We start from the raw sequence: 18574 nt of genomic DNA, 5'->3' as shown, positions 1-18574 counted from the left end.
ATTATTAGATGTACCGCACATAATCCGTTTTTGATAGTGAGCAGAACGCCCCCCATGTCTCTATTTTTTCGACTGCTGCCTGTGAGTCTGGTGGCTATTTTGTTGCCCTTTGGCGCCCCTCAGGCCGGGTCACTGACCGTGCTCACCTCTTTTTCGGAGACGCCGGTAAAATCGGTGATAGACGGATTCGTTCAGCAATATCCCGGGATCCGGGTCGAGGTTATTTATCGGCGAACTATCCCCTCTTTGCGCTTATTAACGGAGGCAGAGGCGCCATCGGTCGATATTATCATGTCATCGTCACCGACATTTTTTAACACCCTCGATAAAGAAGGTTTACTGGCTCCCTTGCCAACGGCCACCATTCCACCGGATTGGTTGAGTCCCCATACCCTGGGATTAAGCAACAAGGTGGCGGTGGTGGGATATTCCAGCAGCGGCATCATGTATAACCGTCACTATCTGGCCAAATATCAATTGCCACAACCCGGCAGCTGGCAGCAGCTGGCGTCGCCGGTGTTCATGGGTCATGTCATGATGAGTTCCCCCTCCCAGTCCGGCACCACTCACATGATGGTGGAGAGCATACTGCAACAATATGGCTGGGATCGGGGCTGGGCCTTGCTGATGCGCCTTGGCAGCAACCTCTCCGCCATCACGGCGCGCAGCTTCGGAGTGAGTGACGGTATCGCCCGCGGTCTGGCGGGAGCCGGTCCGGTGATCGACAGCTATGCCCTCAACAGCCAGGCACTCTTCAAGCACATCGGCTTCAGCACCATGGCGGATTCGGTGATCCTGCCGACCTACCTCGGGGTGCCCCGCAGCACGGACAATCCGCAAAACGGTGTCCTGTTCATCCAGTACCTGCTCTCCGACAAGGGGCAGGCGATCATCGGCACCCCCGGCATGGCCAAGGCGACCCTGAGTCAGCCCGAGCTGGCCAGGCAGACCCATTACGTGACCGACAAGGCGCTGCTTTACCGGCGGGCGGGTCTGCTCAAGGCCCTGTTCGAACAGACCATCACCCAGCAGTTGCCCAAACTGAAGATGACCTGGCGGGGGATCAACGGGGCGGACACCCGAAACGATCCCGAACGGATCAAGCTGGTTGAGCAGGCGAAGGTGCTGGCGAGCACGCCGCCGCTGAGCGAGCAGGAGGCCAGGGATCCGGCGCTGCTGGCGCTGTTTGACGGCATGTACGAGCGGGATCAGAGCAACCCACAGGCCGAGCGCGTGATGCACCAGTGGCGCCAGACGACGGAAGCGCGGCTGAACGAAGCGCAGCGGCTGGTCGAGCAGGCCAGCAAGCCATGAGTCGCCTGGGGCGCAGCCTGCGTCTGCCGAGCAGCCTGGGACGGCGCCTGATCCTCGCCTTTCTGGCCATCACGACCCTGACCGGGATCATGGGGATGGCGGCCTACATGGTGTGGGATCGGCTGGGGCAGCAGGTCAACCAGATCGTCAGGGAGAGCCTGCCCGCCATCGGCAGCGCCTACCAGCTGGAGCGGGCCAGTTCCCGTCTGCTGTTGCTGCTGGCGCAGTTGCGGGATACCCGGGACCCGGTGCAGTACAAGCGGCTCTCCCTCTCGGTCTCCACCACACTGCAGGATATCCAGAATGCCTACCTGCTGGGGTCGCAGGATGATGACGAGGCGCTCTCCCAGCAACAGGCGTTCGAGGAGCTGAGTGCCCTGGTGGCGGATCATGCCAACTACCTGAAGCAACAGATCGCCCATGCCGAGACGTTGCAGCAGCTACAAAAGCGCAGCAACTGGCTGCATCAGGATCTGGTGGATGACGTGGCGCCCCTGCTGCAGGAGGTGGAGTGGCACCTGACCAGCATGGTGACCAGTTCCGACGACATGAGCGAATTTGGCAATGTCATCAAGGAGTTTTCTGCCCTGCAGGACCTCACCTTCAAGGAGAACGAGCTGCAGGCGCTGGTCAACGAGGTGATCGACCAGCGCTACCAGCAGGATCTGGAGAGTGCCTTTCTGTTCATCGGCTACAAGATCGACGAGATGGACGAACTCACCTCTCGGCTGGCCGAGTACCCCTCTACCGTCAGCTATCGCCAGATCCTGCAGGACATAGTCACCCTGGTGAAACCGAATGGCCAGCTGCACCGGCTGTTGCAGGCCGACGCCCTGACCCATCAGCGACTGATGGCCCTGCGTCCCAAGCTGGATGATGCCGTCTCGCGTTATCACCGGAAGGTCAGCCAGACGGTGAGCGAGGCGAACCGCTCTCTCCACGTGCTCGGCAACAACAGCAGCCAGATGGTGGCGACTGGCAAGCTGGTGATCCTGGTGGTGCTGGCCCTCGCCATCCTGCTCAGCATCTTCGTGCTGGTGGTGCTGATCGGGCGGCGGCTGATCGGGCGGCTCGATGTGCTGGGCCAGGATCTGGCCCAGGTGGCGGCTGGCAAGATGGATGTGCCGATCCAGACCAGCGGACGGGATGAGATTGGCCAGCTGGGGGAGAACCTGCGCCACTTCTGCCAGCAATTGCAGCAGATGGAGCGCTCCAACGCCCTGAACCTCATCAACAACACCCAGGCCTGCCTCATCACCTGTTATCCGGACGGCACCATAGAATCGGTCAACCCGAGCGCCTTGACCCTGTTCAGGCAGGCGACCATCAGCCCGGATCTGCCGTTGTGGCAGGTTTTCCCCGAGGAGGCTGGCGCCGTGCTGGCCAGCCAGTTTGAGCCTGATCAGCCGCTGCACCGGTTGGGTCACAGTGAATGCACCGTCGCCACCGGCCCCCACGACGAGCCGCGTTTTCTGCACTTCAACCTGCGCCGCTTCGAGCAGGGACGCGGCTATCGCTTCATCATCACGGTCACGGACGTGACCCGCCAGGAGCTGACTGCCAGGGAGCTGGGCCAGCTGGTGGAGGAGCGCACCCGCGAGCTGACCGAGAACAACCGCCTGCTGGCGGCGGAGGTAGTGCAGCGCCAGCAGGCCCAGCGCAACCTGCTGCAGACCCAGGATGAGCTGATCCAGGCGGCCAAGATGGCGGTGGTGGGGCAGGCGATGACCAGCCTGGCTCACGAGCTCAACCAGCCCCTGTCGGCCATGATGACGTATCTTTACACCAGCCGTACCGCCCTCGGGGCCGGAGAGTTCCAGCTGCTGGACAAGGATCTCGGCAAGATAGAAATGCTGGGCCAGCGCATGAGCCGCATCATCAATGCCTTGCGCAACTTTGCCCGCAAGTCGCCGACCGAGGAGACCCGGGTTCGGCTCGATCTCGGGGAGCTGGCGGATCAGGCGCTCCTGCTACTGGAGACCCGGGCCAAGCGGGAGGGTTGTACCCTGAAAAATGAGCTGCCCGCCGGGCTCTGGATCGAGGCCGATCCCGTGCTGGTGGAGCAGGTGTTGGTCAATCTGCTGGTCAACGGCATGGATGCCATCGCCGGGCGGGATATCCGCGAAATCCGTCTGTTGCTGCTGGAGCAGAATGGCAGCCAGCTGAAGATCGGGATCGCCGACAGCGGCGCCGGTTTTGGCGAGGCCATACTGCCCAGGCTGTTTACCCCCTTCACCACTTCCAAGGAGGTGGGGCTGGGCCTGGGGCTGACCATCTGTCGCTCCCTGCTGGCCCGCTGTGATGCCGGGATCTTGCTGGGCTCTGACTTAGGGGGAGGGGCCATGGTGATCCTGGAGTTTGGCGAGCCCCCGTCGGCCCGGTCGCAGGAGGGCGCCGAATCCAAAGCGTATTTGAATGAGGAGAAGTCAGTCGATGTTGTTACCCCGTAGCCGCCCGGCCAACGTGTTGCTGGTGGATGACGATGAGGACGTGCTGGAGTCTTATTGTCACCTGCTGAGGCTTTCCGGCTATCAGCCCAAGGCGACCACCTCCCCCCACGAGGCGCTGGATCTGCTGGCCAGCCAGTGGCCCGGTGTGGTGGTCTCCGATATTTACATGCCCGCCATGAATGGCATGGAGCTGTTGACCCGGGTTCACGAGATAGATGCCGAGATCCCGGTCATCATGATCACCGGCCATGGCGACATCCCCCTGGCGGTGAAGGCGGTGAAGCAGGGGGCATTCGACTTCCTGGAGAAACCGCTCAACCCGCAGGCCCTGCTGGGGCTGCTGGAACGGGCTTGCAAGCAGCGCAGCGAGGTGCTGGCGCGGCGCAACGAGATCCAGGAGACGATCGACGACGAGCTGATCGGCACCAGCCCACAGATCGTCGCCATCCGCAACCAGATCAACCAGTTGGCGCAGACCGACAAAGATCTGATGCTGGAGGGGCCGGCCGGCTCGGGACGCCACACCCTGGCGCTGTTGCTGCACAAGATCAGCGCCCGCAGGGAGCAGGCCTTCCACCTGCACGACTGCGCGTCGGCAAGCTCGCTGGCCGAAGTGCAGGAGAGCCTGGCGCAGGCCGAACAGGGGACTCTGGTACTGCAATCGCCGGCCCGGCTGACGGCCGAGTGCCAGCGCTGGCTCGGCAACCATCTGCTGGAGCAGGAGCGCAGAGGAGGCAAGTCGCTGCGCACCATAGCGCTGTTCGAGGAGTCACCGGAAGGGCTGGTGGAGCAGCAGCAACTGATGCCCGAGCTCTACTACTTCCTCTCCCAGGTGCGGCTCAAGCTGCCCCGCCTGGTGGAGCGCAGCTGTGACATCATCCCCCTGTTTCGCGCCTTCCTGCGCCAAGGATGCAAGCGGATTGGCAAGCCGGTGCCGGCGGTGGATCGCGCCTATCTGGAGACCCTCAAGCGTCACCAGTGGCCAGGCAACCTGAGGGAGCTTCGCAACGTGGCCGAGCTCTATGCGGTGGGCATCGTCAAGCTGGCCGGGGTAGAGCGGGCCATGCCGCTCGCCAATGCCAAGGAGCCGCTGGATGATCTGGTGGAAGAGTTTGAGCGGCGAGTGATCGAGGATACCCTGTTCCTGTTCTCCGGCCGGGTGACCGAGGCAGCCCAGTACCTCGGCATCCCGCGCAAGAAGCTCTATCTGCGCATGAAGAAGCACAATCTCGACAAGGATCAGTTCAAGCCCGCCGGCTGAGCCCTCAGAGCTTGAACTGCTGCACCCGGGTGGCCAGTTGCCGGCTCTGAGACTCCAGCTGGCCACAGGTCTGGCGAATGCTCTCCAGATTCTCCAGCATGGCGCGACCATTGCCCGCGACGACGCTCAGGTTGTGGTTGATTTCGGTGCTGACGCCGCTCTGTTCATGGGCGGCGTCCCTTATCTGGCCGTTCATCTCGTTGATGATGGTGATCGCATGGGTCATTTGACCCAGGCTCTCCCGGGTCTGGTGGGCCTGGGCGACAGCCTGGGTGCCGCTGTGGCTGCTGGCCCCCATCTTTTGCACCGCCTCCTGGCTGCCCTGCTGCAACCGCTCGATCATCTGCTGGATTTCACCCGTGCTGTGCTGGGTCTTGCTGGCCAGGGTGCGCACCTCGTCGGCCACCACGGCGAAACCGCGCCCCTGCTCTCCGGCCCGGGCCGCTTCGATGGCGGCGTTGAGGGCCAGCAGGTTGGTCTGATCGGCGATGCCGCGGATCACCTCCAGCACGGAAGAGATGTGCCCGACATCCTGCTCCAGCCGCTGGATCCCCTGCTCCGACACGTGAATGTCCCGCGCCAGTGCCTCCATCGCCGTGACCGTATTCATCAGATCCGTCGTGGCGCTCTGTACCTGGCTGGCCGCCTCGGCCGAGGCGTTCTCGGTCTGGCTGGCGTGCGCCACCATGAGGGCGCTGGTGGCACTTTGTTCCTCTACGGCGGCGGCAATCTGATCGCTCTGGCGCTGCTGCTCCTCGGCGTTGGTCACCATCCCCTCCATCAGGGAGTACAGTTGGCGTGATGCCGATTGCACCGTGCTGGCAGTCTGGCTGACGTCGCTGACGATCCTGTGCACCTGATCGATGAAGCGGTTGAAGGTGGCGCCGAGGGTGCCAATCTCGTCGCGGGAGGTGATGGTGATACGACGGGTAAGATCACCTTCGCCCTGGGCAATATCTTCAAGGGCCTGTTGCATCTGGTTGAGGGGCTTGAGGGTGAGTCGGGTGACAACCCAGGTGAGCGCCAGGGCCAGCGCAATGGCGATCAGGGTGCCCAGGCTCAGAACCTGCTGGGCGTGCTGGCTCGAATCCTGAACCTCCAGTCTGAGCTCCTGCTGGGACTGCTCGATGGCATCTTTGAGCTGGTTGAGCTGCTGGCGGATGGTAGTGAACTGCTGCTGCGAGGCCTGGAACTGGCTGGAGAGCAGGTGGCTGCTCTCGTGGGGATCGGCAAAGACGGCCTGATAGTGGGCGAGCCAGTCGTCAAATTCTCCCAGCATCAGGTCCAGCGTGGCCTGGTGCTGCTTGCCGATGAGGCCCGCATCGATCAGGGTCTGCACCTGGCTCATCCTGTCTCTCGCCTTGTTGCCATTATCAAGAAACTCCGCCTTCTGGTGCGCCACGTTGTCGGTGGTGAGGCCACCCACGATGAGCCCCTGACCTGCGGCAATGACCTGATAGAGATCGCGATAGGCATCTTCCAGTGAATTTTGCACCGGCAGTATCTGCTCGACGACGGTGCGGTTGACCCGCTGCTGCTCGGTGAAACTGGTGTAGGCGACGGCGACCACGCTGGACATGATGGTCAGCACAATCACCACGGGAAGACGGGTTTTGATCGTGAGGGACAAGCGATTGAGAAGTGTCATGACGGTGAGTCTCGCAAGGGGAGATGAATGACGTTCCATTATCGGGCTTCGGATGTGCCAGGGGTTCAGACGAGGATCACGCTATCGGGTGGGATCAGGAAAAAATTGAGTTATTACCGGCACATAATCGAGTGCAGTCAGTGTTAATTAGAGCGAAACTGTTCAGGGAATGAACAGGGAATTCAATTCTGCCGGCCAGGGGGGTGCATCATGAGATGTCCGAGGTGTCTGAAAGAGGGGGTTGATAAGGCATTGGATGAACGGGTGGGGCGGGCCTGTGCCATGGGATTTGGCGCCGCAGGCGGCTTTGCCTGTGCCGCCAGCTTCGCCAAGGTGGGAGCCGGCATGGGGGCCGCTCTGGGGGGGATAGGTGTGCCTCTCGGCGCCATCGCCGGTGCGCTGGGCGGCGCCCTGCTGGGTGGGGCGACCGGCGGTGGAGCTGGGTTGTGGCTTGGCCGCACCCTGGATCGCCAGATCTCCCGGCAATACCGCTGCCAAGGGTGCGGTCACAGTTTCGAGCGTTGACAGGCGAGCCCATGGATACCACCCGGTGTGGCATCCATGGCTAAGGGATCAGGCCGCGTTGACCTTCTCGAGGGCGAACAGCTGCTCCAGATAGACGGCGACGCCATCCTCATCGGAGCTCAGGGTCTGCTCGTGATTCGCCAGTGCCAGCTTGAGACGGTCATGGGCGTTGCCCATCACCACGCCGCGACCCACCATGCTCAGCATCTCGAAGTCGTTCATGCCATCGCCGAAGGCCACGGCCTGGGACATCTCCAGCCCGTGCTGTTCCAGCACGGCGCGCACGGCGTTGCCCTTGTGAACCCCGGCGTGCATCACCTCGAGACAATCCGGCAGGGAGAAGGTGACGTTGAGTCGATCACCATATTGCTGGTTCAGGTGCGCCTCGATCTTCAGCAGCTTCTCGTGCTCGCCGATGTAGAACACCTTGTTGATCTTGTCCATGGGATGGCTGGCGAGATCGGTCAGGCGGTAGGTGAAGCCGGAGTCGTGATGGAATTGCAGCAGCCAGGGCAGCTCCTCTTCCACCAGCCACTCGTCGCCATAGTAGACATTGAGGTGGATGGAGGGATCCCGCTCCAGCGCGATCAGCTCTGCCGCTACCGTATCCGGCAGCGCCTGGTTGTAGACCAGCTGATCCTGCTTGTCGTGCACGACGGCGCCATTGGAGGTGATGAGGTAGATGTCCAGCCCCAGGGTATCGCGGATGCTGCGCACATCCACATGGTGCCGGCCGGTGGCCACCACGAACTTCACGCCCTGTTCCACCAGACGGTGCAGGGTGTCACGGGTGCGGGGGGAGATCTGGTGCTGCTTGTTGAGCAGGGTGCCATCGAGATCGGATACAACTACCTTGAACATCATTACCTCACCATCTATTGAACGCTGGCGCAGTGTACCCCAGCGTCGTGTGTCACCCCATTTCTTTTGGGATCCAAAAAATAACCAGTTTTAGTAGCGCGCGAAGAAGGCCAGAGTCGCATTGAGCGCGGCCTGACGCTGGGGATCCGCCTCGATGAAGAGCTCGTGCCAAGCGCCCTCGATACGCAACGGCTTGCCCCCTTCACAGTTGGCCATGGCGCAGAAGGCATCCTGGGCGGCGTTGTCCACTACGCTGTCCTCACCGGCCTGCAGCAGCAACAGCGGCGTCCTGATGGCGCCGGCATCGGCAATTGCCGCATCCGCCCCGGTAATGCCCTGATGGATCCAGTGGGCGGTGGCCCCGCCCAGCTTGACCTGGGGATGCTGCTCGTAGATCTGGCGGAAGGCCTGATAGCGCGCCGTGCTGTGGGTCAGCTCGTTGTCGGCGAAGCCTTGATCCTGATAGGGGCCCTGACCCGGGCCGTAAGGGGCCTCACCAAACCAGCCACCGACGGTACCCATGGTGGCAGCCAGCCCCTTGGCCAGCCACTTGGGCAGGCCGCCGAGGTTGATGCCCATCATGGGGGAGGAGAGCACGGCGGCCTTGATGTCATCCGGCCAGCGTTCCAGATAGCGGGCCGAGATGGCGCCGCCCATGGAGTGGGCCAGCAGAAACAGCTTGGCGGGCTTGTCCGCCATGATCACCTCATCATGAAACTGTTTGAGATCGACCACATAATCGTCGAACTGGTCGACATATCCCTTCTCCCGATCGCTCAGCATGCGATCCGACATTCCCTGACCGCGGTGGTCTATGAGGTAGAGGCTGTAGCCCTGGCGCCACAGATCCCAGGCCAGCTCCTGATACTTGAGGTAGCTCTCTACCCGGCCGTTGACGATGAGGATGGCGCGATCGACCTTAAGCTGACGCAGGGCCGCATAGCGGATGCTGATCCCGTCCTTGCCCTTGAACTCCCCTTCCACCGCATGCTCGCGCCAGAAGTCGGGCAGGGTCTGTTGATAGAGGGTGGGTACGTCGGCTTCAGTGGTCAGCTGATAGGGGTTGTTCACGGCAAGGGCTCCGGCAGAAAACAGGGTCAGGGCCAGCAAGGGAAGAGAGAAATATGTCATCGGGCAAGCTCCTCTCGCCAATGGTGGTAGAGCGCCGCTATGTCGCTCGAGCAGATCAGGGGCATGGCGGCCTGCAAACGGGGCAGTGGCCAGTCCCACCACTGCATGGCTTGCAGCATGGCGATCTGCTCCTCGTCGAAGCGGCGGCGGATAGGCTGGGCCGGGTTGCCGCCGACTATGGTGTAGGGGGCAACATCCCGGGTGACCACGGCGCGGGTGGCGATGACGGCGCCATCCCCTATGGTGATGCCCGGCATGATCATCGCCTCGGAGCCGATCCAGACGTCGTTGCCAACCCGGGTGTCGCCCTTGCGCTGGAAGCCGTTGCGAACCCCCTCACCAAAGGTGCCCGGATCGAACGGGAAGGTGGAGGCCCACTCCATGCGATGACCCTGGTTGCCCGCCAGCAAGAAGGTGGCCCCCGAGCCGATGGAGCAGAACTTGCCGATGATGAGGCGATCTACGTCACCCCAAATACCGCTCTCCCAGGTGGCGCGGGTCGACCCATCGCCGAGCAGGTAGCGCACACAGTGATCTTCGAATGATTTGCCGTGGTAGTAGCCGGAGTAGTAGCTGTACTCCCCGGCCTCGATATTGGGATTGGTCAGGTGATCCCGTATTACTTGGGATTCCAGCCAGCTACCGAATGGATTTTCCATCATTGCTCCTGCCATTCATCCTCTTCCTGCTGGGCAGCCCACCCCTTGCGGGTCAGCTGCATCTGCTGCCACCAGCGCTCGTCCGCCAGGATCTCGCCGGCCGGGCCGAGCTGGGGATAGGGCATCTCTTTCTCTTTGCAGAGCTGGGCATAGACGGGGTAACCCCCCTCGAACAGTATGCTGTTCTGCTCTTCCAGGCTGAGCGGGCAGCCGCGTTGATAGCAGCCGGCCAGCTCGCGCTGGCGCTGGGCTTCGTAGAGAATGGCGGCGGCCGCCACCGAGACGTTGAGAGACTGCACCATGCCCACCATGGGGATGACGATATGGTGATCGGCCAGGGCCAGCGCCTCTTCGCCGATGCCGTGCTTCTCCTGGCCCACCAGGATGGCGGTGGGTTTGGTGTAGTCAATGGCGCGAAAGTCCACCGAGCTGTCGGAGAGGTGGGTTGCCAGGATCTGCATGCCGCTGGCTTTGAGCTCGGCCACTGCGCTGTCGATGTCCGGGTGCAGTTTCACGTCCACCCAGTTCTGGCTGCCGCGGGCGGTGCCCTTGCGCTTATGGATCCAGCTCTTGGGCCAGACGGCGTGTACCCGATGGATGCCGATGGCATCGGCGGTGCGCACGATGGCGGCCAGATTGTGAGGCTTGTGCACCTCTTCCATACAGACGGTCAAATCGAGTTGGCGCTGGGCCAGCATGTCGGAAATCCGTTTAAAGCGTTCAGGTGTCATATCAGTTTCTATGCGATGAGGCTGGTGCTGCAGATGGTCATATCGGGCTGGCATGCCGGTGGCGCGCTGGCAGCGCAGTGGGCCATTCCATTGTCTCTGTAAAAACAGCAGGCGGCTTGCGCCGCCTGTGTTCAGTTCTTCTGTCGGCTCACCTTGAGCACGTTGGGCATCACGCGGATCTTGCGCATGATGTTGGCCAGGTGGATACGGCTCTTGGTGGTGATGAGCAGGCTGACCTGATAGACCCGGCCATCCTTCTCTTCGGTGCTGATGGCGTGGATGTTGGCGCCGGTGGCGGCGATCACGTTGGCCAGCTCGGCCAGGGCACCCTGATGGTTGATGATCTCGATGCTGATGCCAGTGCGGAACTCCTGTTCCTGCTCCTTGTCCACTTCCCACTGGACCGGCAGGTACTTGTCCGGTTCCTTGCTGTAGCCCTTGATGTTACGGCAGGCTTCCTGGTGGATCACCAGCCCCTTGCCCGGGCTGATATGGGCGATGATGGCGTCCCCGGGGATCGGGCGGCAGCAGTTGGCGAAGGTGACCAGCATGCCGTCGGCACCCTTGATCGGCATCTTCTTGCTGCTGGACTTGGGTTGATCTTCCGGCGGCAGTTCGTCACCCAGCATGCGGCGCGCCACCATGACGCTCATGGCGTTGCCAAGACCCACGTCGGCCAGCAGCCCCTGCAGGTTCTCGTGCTTGGTATCGGCCAGCACCTGCTTGATGCGTGGCTCGGGGATGTCTTCGATGTTCTTGGCGCCCAGCGCATGGTTGAGCAGGCGACGGCCCAACACCACCGACTCTTCGGTGCGCAGGTTCTTGAGGAACTGGCGGATCTTGGAGCGCGCCTTGGTGGTCACCACGAAGTTGAGCCAGGCCGCGTTCGGGCGGGCGCCGGGGGCCGTGATAATTTCCACCGTCTGGCCCGAGTGCAGCGGGCTGCTCAGGGGATAGGGATGGCGGTCGACCCGGGAGCCGACGCAGGCGTGGCCGATGTCGGTGTGTACCGTGTAGGCGAAATCCACCGGGGTGGCGCCGGCGGGCAGCTCCATGATGCGCCCTTCCGGGGTGAAGACATAGATTTCGTCCGGGAAGAGATCGGTTTTGACCCCCTCGATGAATTCAAAGGAGCTGCCGGCGCTCTGCTGCAGCTCAAGCAGGCTCTGCATCCAGCGCTGGGCGCGGATCTGGGCCGTGGTGCCCGAGCTGTCGCCATCCTGCTTGTAGGCCCAATGGGCGGCAACCCCCTTGTCGGCCATCTGGTCCATGAACTCGGTGCGGATCTGCACCTCCACCGGCACCCCGTGCGGCCCCACCAGGGAGGTGTGCAGGGACTGGTAGCCGTTGGTCTTGGGGATGGCGATGTAATCCTTGAAGCGACCGGGGCGCGGCTTGTAGAGGCTGTGCATCTGGCCAAGTACCCGGTAGCAGGTATCGATATCCTTCACCTTGACCCGGAAGGCGTAGATATCCATTACCTCATGAAACTGCAGCTCCTTCTTTTCCATCTTGTTGTAGATGGAGAAGAGGTTCTTCTCGCGGCCGCTCACCTGGGCCTCGATACCCGCCTCCCGCAACCGGCCACTGATTTCGCTCTGGATGGAGTCGATGATCTCGCGGCGATTGCCACGGGCACGGCGCACCGATTCGCGCAGCACCCGAGAGCGCATGGGATAGAGCGCCTCAAAGCCCAGCTCTTCCAGCTCGTTCTTCATGGTGTGAATACCGAGGCGGTTGGCGATGGGGGCGAAGATCTCGAGGGTCTCGCGGGCGATGCGGCGGCGCTTGTCGGGGCGTAGTGAACCCAGGGTACGCATGTTGTGGGTGCGGTCGGCGAGCTTGATCAGGATGACCCGGATATCCTGGGTCATGGCCATCACCATCTTGCGAAAGTTTTCGGCCTGGGCTTCCTTGCGATCACGAAATTTCAGCTTGTCGAGCTTGGAGACACCGGAAACCAGCTCGGCCACGGCGTCGCCAAACTGCTCGGCCAGGTCGTCTTTGGTAACGGGGGTATCTTCGATGACGTCGTGCAGCACGGCGGCCATCAGGGTTTCATGATCGAGGCGCATGTCGCCCAGAATGCGGGCCACGGCGACCGGGTGGGTGATATAGGGTTCACCACTGGAACGCAGCTGACCCTGGTGAGCATCACGGGCCACCACATAGGCTTGCCTGAGCTTCTCGACCTGCTCTGCCGGCAGGTAGGAACTGGCTATTTCTTTAAGATTTTCAAATAAATACAAGACAGTCCCCGCTGCGGTGAAACGGCAATTCGTGGAATCGAGGGTATAGCCCTGAGTTTGCGAGGTTTTGGAGCGGTTGTAAATGGGGATGAACAGTCGGCACCCGGGCGGGTGCCAACCGAAAGAATGACTTAACCGCGGCCTTCGGCGATGGCAGCAACGGCAGCCAGCTCAGCGGCTTCCTGCTCTTGCTGCTCGTAACGGTCCTGGGTGTCCATTACCTGGTTGTTTACCAGACCCAGCTCGATCTCACGCAGGGCGATCACGGTCGGCTTGTCGTTCTCTTCTTCAACCAGGGGATCTTTGCCTTGAACCGCGATTTGACGGGCGCGGCGTGCGGCGACCAGCACCAGGTCAAAACGGTTACCAACCTGTTTTACAGCATCTTCTACAGTAACGCGTGCCATGCAGGACTCCAGTATGTGGGCTTTCTGTGTTTAGAAAAGCGGTGTTTAAAAATGACGCAAAAGTTTACTCGTTTTTGGCTTACTCTGCCAGTAACTGTTGCAGCAAGTTTTGTTGTGCCTGCTGTTGCTGACGCATTTCCAGCCGTTGGCACTCAATAATGGCCCTCAGCTGGAACAGTGCCAGCTCAAAGTCTTCATTGATAATGACATAGTCATATTCGTCATAGTGCACCATTTCGGCAATGGCTTTCTCCATCCGCCCCTTGATCACCTCGGCGCTGTCCTGGCCGCGGCCAATCAGGCGGCGTTCCAGCTCTTCACGGCTGGGAGGCAGGATGAAGATGGATTTGGTCGGCATCAGTTCACGGATCTGGCGGGCACCCTGCCAGTCAATATCGAGGAAGACGTCGATGCCCTGGGCCAGGCAGGCCTCGATGGCGGCGCGAGAGGTACCGTAGTAGTTGCCGAACACTTCGGCCCACTCCAGAAAATCACCGCGCTCGATCAGCGACTTGAACTCTTCCACCGGGACGAAATGGTAGTGAACGCCATTTTCTTCACCGGGGCGGGTGGCACGAGTGGTGTGGGAGACCGACAGCTGCATCTTGCCAGCCGCGTTATGGTGAGTCAGCAAGGCATTGAGCAGGCTGGATTTACCCGCACCGCTCGGGGAGGAGATGATGTAGAGAGTGCCTTGTTGCGCCATGTTATTACCTTTAATCGATAACCGTGTTTTTGGTTGTAGCAGAGGCCGCCGTCTTGTGCCCGAAAGGGAGACAGCCCAACGCAAAACGCGGAAAAATTCAGAATCAGGGGGATGTAAAGGCGGCGAATTTTAACAGAAGGTGGCGAATAAAAAAACGGCCGGAATCATATTCCAGCCGATCAAAGGATTCGTAGCTTGCTGCGGGAGCGTAACCCACATTGGTTGCCATTTTGCCGTGGCTATTGGGGCGGGGCCATCAGGTTATCCCTGCCTTATTGCTCGGGATTTTCGAATTGCCCGGGCAGATGTTTATCGGCACACAGCTTGTCAAAGGCGGCAATGACCCGCTCGCTGCTGATCTTGCCCATGGCATCCGGATCCTTGAGGCGGGTGCGCCAACCCAGTTCGGCCAGCGGCTTGCCGGTCTCCTGCTCAATCAGTTCCTGATAGACGCTGACCACATAATCGCGGCACAGATAGGGGCCGGTGCGATCCGGGTTGTGATGGGCATAGAGACCGATCACCGGCGTGCCCACCAGGGTGGCCATGTGGGCGGGGCCGGTATCGGGCGCCAGCACCAGACTGGCCTCACCAATCAGTGCCAGTAGCTGTTTGAGGTTGGTCTGACCCACCAGATCCACCGGCTTGCTGTGGCTCAGTCGCTGGATGTCGGCGGCCAGATCCCGCTCCAGTTTGGCTGGGCCGCCGCACAGATAGACCTGGAATCCCTTGCTCGCAGCGTGATCCGCCAGCGCAGCATAGCCTGCGGCGGTCCAATTCTTGAAAGGCTTGCTGGCGGCGGCGCAGATGAGCAGGGTCGGCTTGCCAGCAATCTTCTCCTGGGCCCAGGCCTGGTGCTCGGCGCAGATGGGCAACTGCCAGTCCGGCGTCAGATCCCGGATGCCGAGTTCCCTGGCGAAGGCGAGAAAGCCGTCCAGCACATGGGGAGAAGCGGGAGAGGGCACCCTGTGATTGGTGAACAGCCACTGGCCGTCGTTGGCCCGCTCCTTGTCGAAACCGAGTTTGATGTTTGCCCTGATGCCGAGGGTGGCAATGCTGGCCCGCATGGCGGCCTGCAGGTGCAGCAGGGCATCGAACTTGCGTCCCTTGAGGGTGTGCCACAGATCGCGATAGCCACGCCAACCCTTGCTCTTGTCGAAGGCAATGACCTCCACCCCAGGCAGATCGGCGAACAGGGTGGCCTCGATTTTACCGGTGATCCAGGTGATGCGGGTCTGCGGCCACTCCCGTTGAATAACGCGAACCAGTGCCAGCGCGTGGCAACAATCGCCGATGGCGGAGAGCCGCAGGATGCAGATGGAGGAAGGAGGCGTTTGAAATAGCGGCATGATGTGCGGCACGGCTGGCAAAAAGGGTGGATGGCATTATGCAAACTCCCCTGTGGATTGTAAAATTGCGCGCAATCGCCAGCCCGGTTTCGCCATGACCTCCCGGTTGTGGCTGACCTGTGCCGGCACAGGATATTGACCATATTGCAGGTGGTTGCCACGACAGCCTCATCGCAGTTGCAAACCTAGCGAGCAATGACCCACCGAGCGGGAGCTCATGATGCGAATACAGACCGAACACAACCAAATTTGCTGGTATGCCGAAGGGGCCTTTCGCGACCCCTCTCCCCAGTTATTCGATCCTGCCTGGTGGCAGAGCAATCGACAGGTGGTGGGGACCTCTCTAGGTCGCGGAGTGACCTGGTTCGTCAAGGATGAATCCCGCCATCTGGTGCTGCGCCACTACTATCGTGGCGGCATGGTGGGCAAGGTGGTACGGGATCGCTTCTGGTTCGAAGGAGTGGAATCGAGCCGCGCCATGGCCGAATACACTCTGCTCGCCAGGTTGAGCGAGCTGGGGCTGCCGGTGCCACGTCCGTTTGGTGCCCGCATGGTCAAGCAGGGGCCCTTCTATCGTGCCGACATCCTGATCGAGCGCATCCGCGGTGCCAAAGACATGGTGGCCCTGCTCAAACAGGGACCGATTGCGCCAGAGCTCTGGCACAAAGCCGGCCAGACGGTGCGCCAGCTGCACGACGCCGGCGTCTATCACGCCGATCTCAACAGCCACAACCTGTTGATCGACAAGGCGGGGAAGGTGTGGGTGATCGACTTTGACAAGGGCGCCATCCGCGCACCGGGGGAGTGGCAGAAGGCCAATCTGGAGCGACTGCTGCGCTCTTTCAATAAAGAGGCCCAATTGCATACCAGTTTCCACTTCGTACCGGAGAACTGGCAAACCCTGATGAAGGGCTACCAGGGAAAAGCGCTCTGACCCTGTTGCTCGCCGCTGGAGCCAATGTTACTTATTGAGCTGCTGCTATTTAGATCTGGTTTCGAGGTGCCCCATGGAAACACTCAAGACACCTTTGGTGGATGTGACGACCCGGCTTGACCCGGGTCTCTTGTCTGACGCCATGAATCTGCTGGAGGCGGGGCTCTGGACCTGGTCTGTGCAGCAGGGACTGCGCCGGGACCCCAGCTGCCTGCATCTGTTGGGGCTGGGGGATAGCTGGCCGGATGACATGGGCTGGCTGGATCGGGTGCATCCCGACGATGTCTCCCGGCTGGAGGAAGCGCTGCTCGCCTGCCAGAGTGGCCGCAGCGCCACTCTGCGCCTCGAGTACCGCATCCTTCATCACCACGGCCACTACATCCGGCTGGAAGAGCGCATTCGTCGTGACGAGCGCGGCTATCTGCTGGGGGCGGTGCGCCATCTTGATTCGGTCGAGGAGTCGGTTGAAGAGCGTCACGGCACGGATCCCCTCACCGGGCTGGAAAGCCGCAACAGCTTCGAATTGCTGCTGGAGGATCGTTTGGCGACCGATAGCGGCAGTTTCTGCCTGATGCAGTTTTCCGTCGATCACATGACCAAGATCCAGCAGCTGTTTGGCGAGGCGGCCTGCGACGCCATGCTGGCCAAGCTGGCGCGCATCGTGCGTCACGAGTTGCGCCGGGAAGATCCCTTCGCCCGTTGGGACGAGGATGGCTTTATTCTGATGCTCTCCCAAACCGAGCGGGCGAGCGGCCTGGAGATCGCCGAGCGGCTGCGCCTCGAGATAGCCGATGCCAGTTTGCTACCCCAGCGGCCGGTTACCGTCAGTGTCGGATTGGTGCAGAGTCAGCCCGGCGAGATGCTCGATCACCTGCTGGCCCGTCTGGCGAGCTGCCATGGCCAGGCCAGACGGGAACACAACACTGTCGTCGGTTGACGGTCGTCAGGAGGAGGTGGTTGCGTGGCGCTGGCACACCTTGAGGGAGGCCAGCATCAAGAGGCCGCCAAGGGCCAGCCGCACCAGATCGGTATCCTTGCCCCAGAGCAGCAGGTTGACCAGCAGGCCCGCCGGGATCAGCGCGTTGTTCATGATCGCCAGCACGCCGCTGCTGACCAGGGTTGCCCCCTTGTTCCACAGGAAGTAGCCAAGTCCCGAGGCGCCAATCCCCAGCCACAGCAATATGCCCCACTGCAGTTCGCTGGTCGGATACTGGGGTTTGCCCAGCAGCCACCAGGCGGGCAGGGCGACGGCCAGGGCCCCCAGATAGAAGCAGCCGAAGATCGCCTGTTGCGGCGGCTGCTCCGCCTCCCGGGCCAGCACGACCTTGTAGCCGACCTGGCCCAGGGCGAAGCAGATGTTGGCCCCCTGTACCACCAGGAATCCCAGGATGTAGCTTTCGGTCAGCCCGTCGAAACGGATGATGGCAGCGCCGGCTACTGCCAGCAGGGCACCCCACAGATAGGCAGGCTTGAAGCGCCGCTCCAGCAGATCGTGGATCAGGGTGACGTAGATGGGGGTGAAGATGGTGAACACCAGCACTTCCGGCACCGTCAGCAGCAGGAAGGAGTGGTAATAGAAGAGATACATGATGCCGAGCTGGATGGCGCCGAGTGCCATCAGCTTTAGCACCAGTTCGGGTCGCAGCCAGCGGCGGCGCAGGAAGGGGAGAAACACCAGGCTGGCGAGGGCGATGCGGGTCAGCACCGAGAAGTAGGCATCCACCTGGCCGGCGAGGTAGACCCCAATCAGGCTAAAGGAGAATGACCAGAGCAGGGTAACTCCTATCAAGTAGTTCATGTGGTTGATTTGTCGTCAGTTGTCAATTTGAAAGGGGGCTATGATGGCCGAGATGGAAGCCGTGATCCAGCGTTTATGGTGCCAGTTGCCACAGATCGGAGCATTTGCCTTTGCGGCGAACAACGGAGTGGGCTCGGCGACCGACTGGAATGGTCGCGGGGAGGGGGAGGTGCAGGTGACCGATCATCATGATGGCTGGTTGTTTGTCGAAACGGGCCGCTATACCACGCCCCATGGCCGGGTTTTGGCTATGCACAATCGCTTCTGGTGGCAGCGCACCGAACAGGGAGTGTGTCTCTCCCACCTGCGTCACGAGAAACCGGTCGAATTGTTCGAGCTGAGGCCGGGGGCAGATGGCCGCTGGTTCACCGCCGAGCCCCACCTGTGCGGTCAGGATCACTACCGTGCCGAGCTGACGCCGACCGACAACGGCTTTCTGCTCACTTGGCAGATCACCGGCCCGCGCAAGAACGAGGGGCTGAGCTATCGCTACCGGATATGAGTGCCGGCGACGGCAAGAAAAGAGGTATAAAAAAACCGGCGCAAGGCGC

17 protein-coding genes are annotated in these 18574 nt (G+C 61.5%); 7 read left to right on the top strand and 10 right to left on the bottom strand.

What is annotated here, in order from left to right; translation table 11 throughout:
• The first annotated feature begins 54 nt into the window (after positions 1-54).
• Genes MRK42_RS21135 through MRK42_RS21125 form a run of 3 tightly spaced genes read left to right on the top strand, consistent with a single transcriptional unit; the run spans position 55 to position 5025 of the window.
• Positions 55-1314: an ABC transporter substrate-binding protein gene (locus MRK42_RS21135; protein WP_354688664.1), complete on the top strand. Its 1260-nt coding sequence runs from the start codon at positions 55-57 to the stop codon at positions 1312-1314.
• Positions 1311-3764, top strand: a complete 2454-nt coding sequence (locus MRK42_RS21130) for an ATP-binding protein (RefSeq protein WP_354688663.1) — start codon at positions 1311-1313, stop codon at positions 3762-3764. Before MRK42_RS21135 ends, MRK42_RS21130 begins: the two co-directional genes overlap by 4 nt.
• Positions 3748-5025 (top strand): sigma-54 dependent transcriptional regulator, encoded by a 1278-nt coding sequence (locus MRK42_RS21125; RefSeq protein WP_026455754.1) that lies wholly within the window; start codon positions 3748-3750, stop codon positions 5023-5025. The genes MRK42_RS21130 and MRK42_RS21125 overlap by 17 nt, the downstream gene beginning before the upstream one ends.
• 4 nt (positions 5026-5029) lie before the next feature.
• On the opposite strand, the gene MRK42_RS21120 is transcribed toward MRK42_RS21125, so the two are convergent.
• The gene (locus MRK42_RS21120) at positions 5030-6673 is read right to left on the bottom strand and encodes a methyl-accepting chemotaxis protein (RefSeq protein WP_354688662.1); all 1644 of its coding nucleotides are present in this window, start codon (positions 6671-6673) and stop codon (positions 5030-5032) included.
• Positions 6674-6883: 210 nt separating this feature from the next.
• Here MRK42_RS21120 and MRK42_RS21115 point away from each other — a divergent pair, with 210 nt between their 5' ends.
• Positions 6884-7198, top strand: coding sequence for a hypothetical protein (locus MRK42_RS21115; RefSeq protein ID WP_026455752.1), 315 nt, complete (start codon positions 6884-6886; stop codon positions 7196-7198).
• Positions 7199-7246: 48 nt separating this feature from the next.
• Here MRK42_RS21115 and MRK42_RS21110 read toward each other — a convergent pair whose 3' ends face one another.
• The 8 genes from MRK42_RS21110 to MRK42_RS21075 form a co-directional block, all read right to left on the bottom strand.
• Positions 7247-8059, bottom strand: coding sequence for a Cof-type HAD-IIB family hydrolase (locus MRK42_RS21110; protein ID WP_026455751.1), 813 nt, complete (start codon positions 8057-8059; stop codon positions 7247-7249).
• A 90-nt stretch (positions 8060-8149) separates the two neighbouring features.
• Positions 8150-9190 (bottom strand): alpha/beta fold hydrolase, encoded by a 1041-nt coding sequence (locus tag MRK42_RS21105; RefSeq protein WP_042026808.1) that lies wholly within the window; start codon positions 9188-9190, stop codon positions 8150-8152.
• Entirely contained in the window at positions 9187-9849 is a 663-nt protein-coding gene (locus tag MRK42_RS21100) for a CatB-related O-acetyltransferase (RefSeq protein WP_042026806.1), read from the bottom strand. Before MRK42_RS21100 ends, MRK42_RS21105 begins: the two co-directional genes overlap by 4 nt.
• Positions 9849-10580: a tRNA (guanosine(18)-2'-O)-methyltransferase TrmH gene (trmH, locus tag MRK42_RS21095; RefSeq protein ID WP_201942841.1), complete on the bottom strand. Its 732-nt coding sequence runs from the start codon at positions 10578-10580 to the stop codon at positions 9849-9851. Before trmH ends, MRK42_RS21100 begins: the two co-directional genes overlap by 1 nt.
• Before the next feature lie 131 nt (positions 10581-10711).
• Positions 10712-12829: a bifunctional GTP diphosphokinase/guanosine-3',5'-bis pyrophosphate 3'-pyrophosphohydrolase gene (gene spoT / locus MRK42_RS21090; protein ID WP_042026803.1), complete on the bottom strand. Its 2118-nt coding sequence runs from the start codon at positions 12827-12829 to the stop codon at positions 10712-10714.
• A gap of 131 nt (positions 12830-12960) precedes the next feature.
• Positions 12961-13236 carry a DNA-directed RNA polymerase subunit omega gene (gene rpoZ, locus MRK42_RS21085; RefSeq protein WP_026456240.1) on the bottom strand — a complete coding sequence of 92 codons (276 nt, stop codon included), beginning with the start codon at positions 13234-13236 and terminating at the stop codon, positions 12961-12963.
• A 79-nt stretch (positions 13237-13315) separates the two neighbouring features.
• Entirely contained in the window at positions 13316-13942 is a 627-nt protein-coding gene (gene gmk, locus MRK42_RS21080; RefSeq protein ID WP_124238291.1) for a guanylate kinase, read from the bottom strand.
• A gap of 272 nt (positions 13943-14214) precedes the next feature.
• On the bottom strand, positions 14215-15291 hold the full coding sequence (locus MRK42_RS21075; protein WP_354688661.1) for a glycosyltransferase family 9 protein: 1077 nt from the start codon (positions 15289-15291) through the stop codon (positions 14215-14217).
• A 220-nt stretch (positions 15292-15511) separates the two neighbouring features.
• Here MRK42_RS21075 and MRK42_RS21070 point away from each other — a divergent pair, with 220 nt between their 5' ends.
• Positions 15512-16225 carry a 3-deoxy-D-manno-octulosonic acid kinase gene (locus MRK42_RS21070; protein WP_201942893.1) on the top strand — a complete coding sequence of 238 codons (714 nt, stop codon included), beginning with the start codon at positions 15512-15514 and terminating at the stop codon, positions 16223-16225.
• A 73-nt stretch (positions 16226-16298) separates the two neighbouring features.
• A complete protein-coding gene (locus MRK42_RS21065) occupies positions 16299-17162 on the top strand; it encodes a sensor domain-containing diguanylate cyclase (protein ID WP_354688660.1) in 864 nt (287 codons plus the stop codon).
• 6 nt (positions 17163-17168) lie between these two features.
• Here MRK42_RS21065 and MRK42_RS21060 read toward each other — a convergent pair whose 3' ends face one another.
• On the bottom strand, positions 17169-18023 hold the full coding sequence (locus tag MRK42_RS21060; protein ID WP_201942832.1) for a carboxylate/amino acid/amine transporter: 855 nt from the start codon (positions 18021-18023) through the stop codon (positions 17169-17171).
• Between the two features lie 43 nt (positions 18024-18066).
• On the opposite strand from MRK42_RS21060, the gene MRK42_RS21055 reads away from it, so the two are divergent.
• Positions 18067-18525: a DUF6314 family protein gene (locus MRK42_RS21055; protein ID WP_354689070.1), complete on the top strand. Its 459-nt coding sequence runs from the start codon at positions 18067-18069 to the stop codon at positions 18523-18525.
• Positions 18526-18574 lie beyond the last annotated feature (49 nt).

The organism is Aeromonas sp. 19NY04SH05-1 (assembly GCF_040581895.1).
Classification (GTDB): Bacteria; Pseudomonadota; Gammaproteobacteria; order Enterobacterales; family Aeromonadaceae; genus Aeromonas; species Aeromonas enteropelogenes.
Note: the sequence above shows the minus strand (reverse complement) of the source record. Positions and strands in the feature narration are given on the sequence as shown.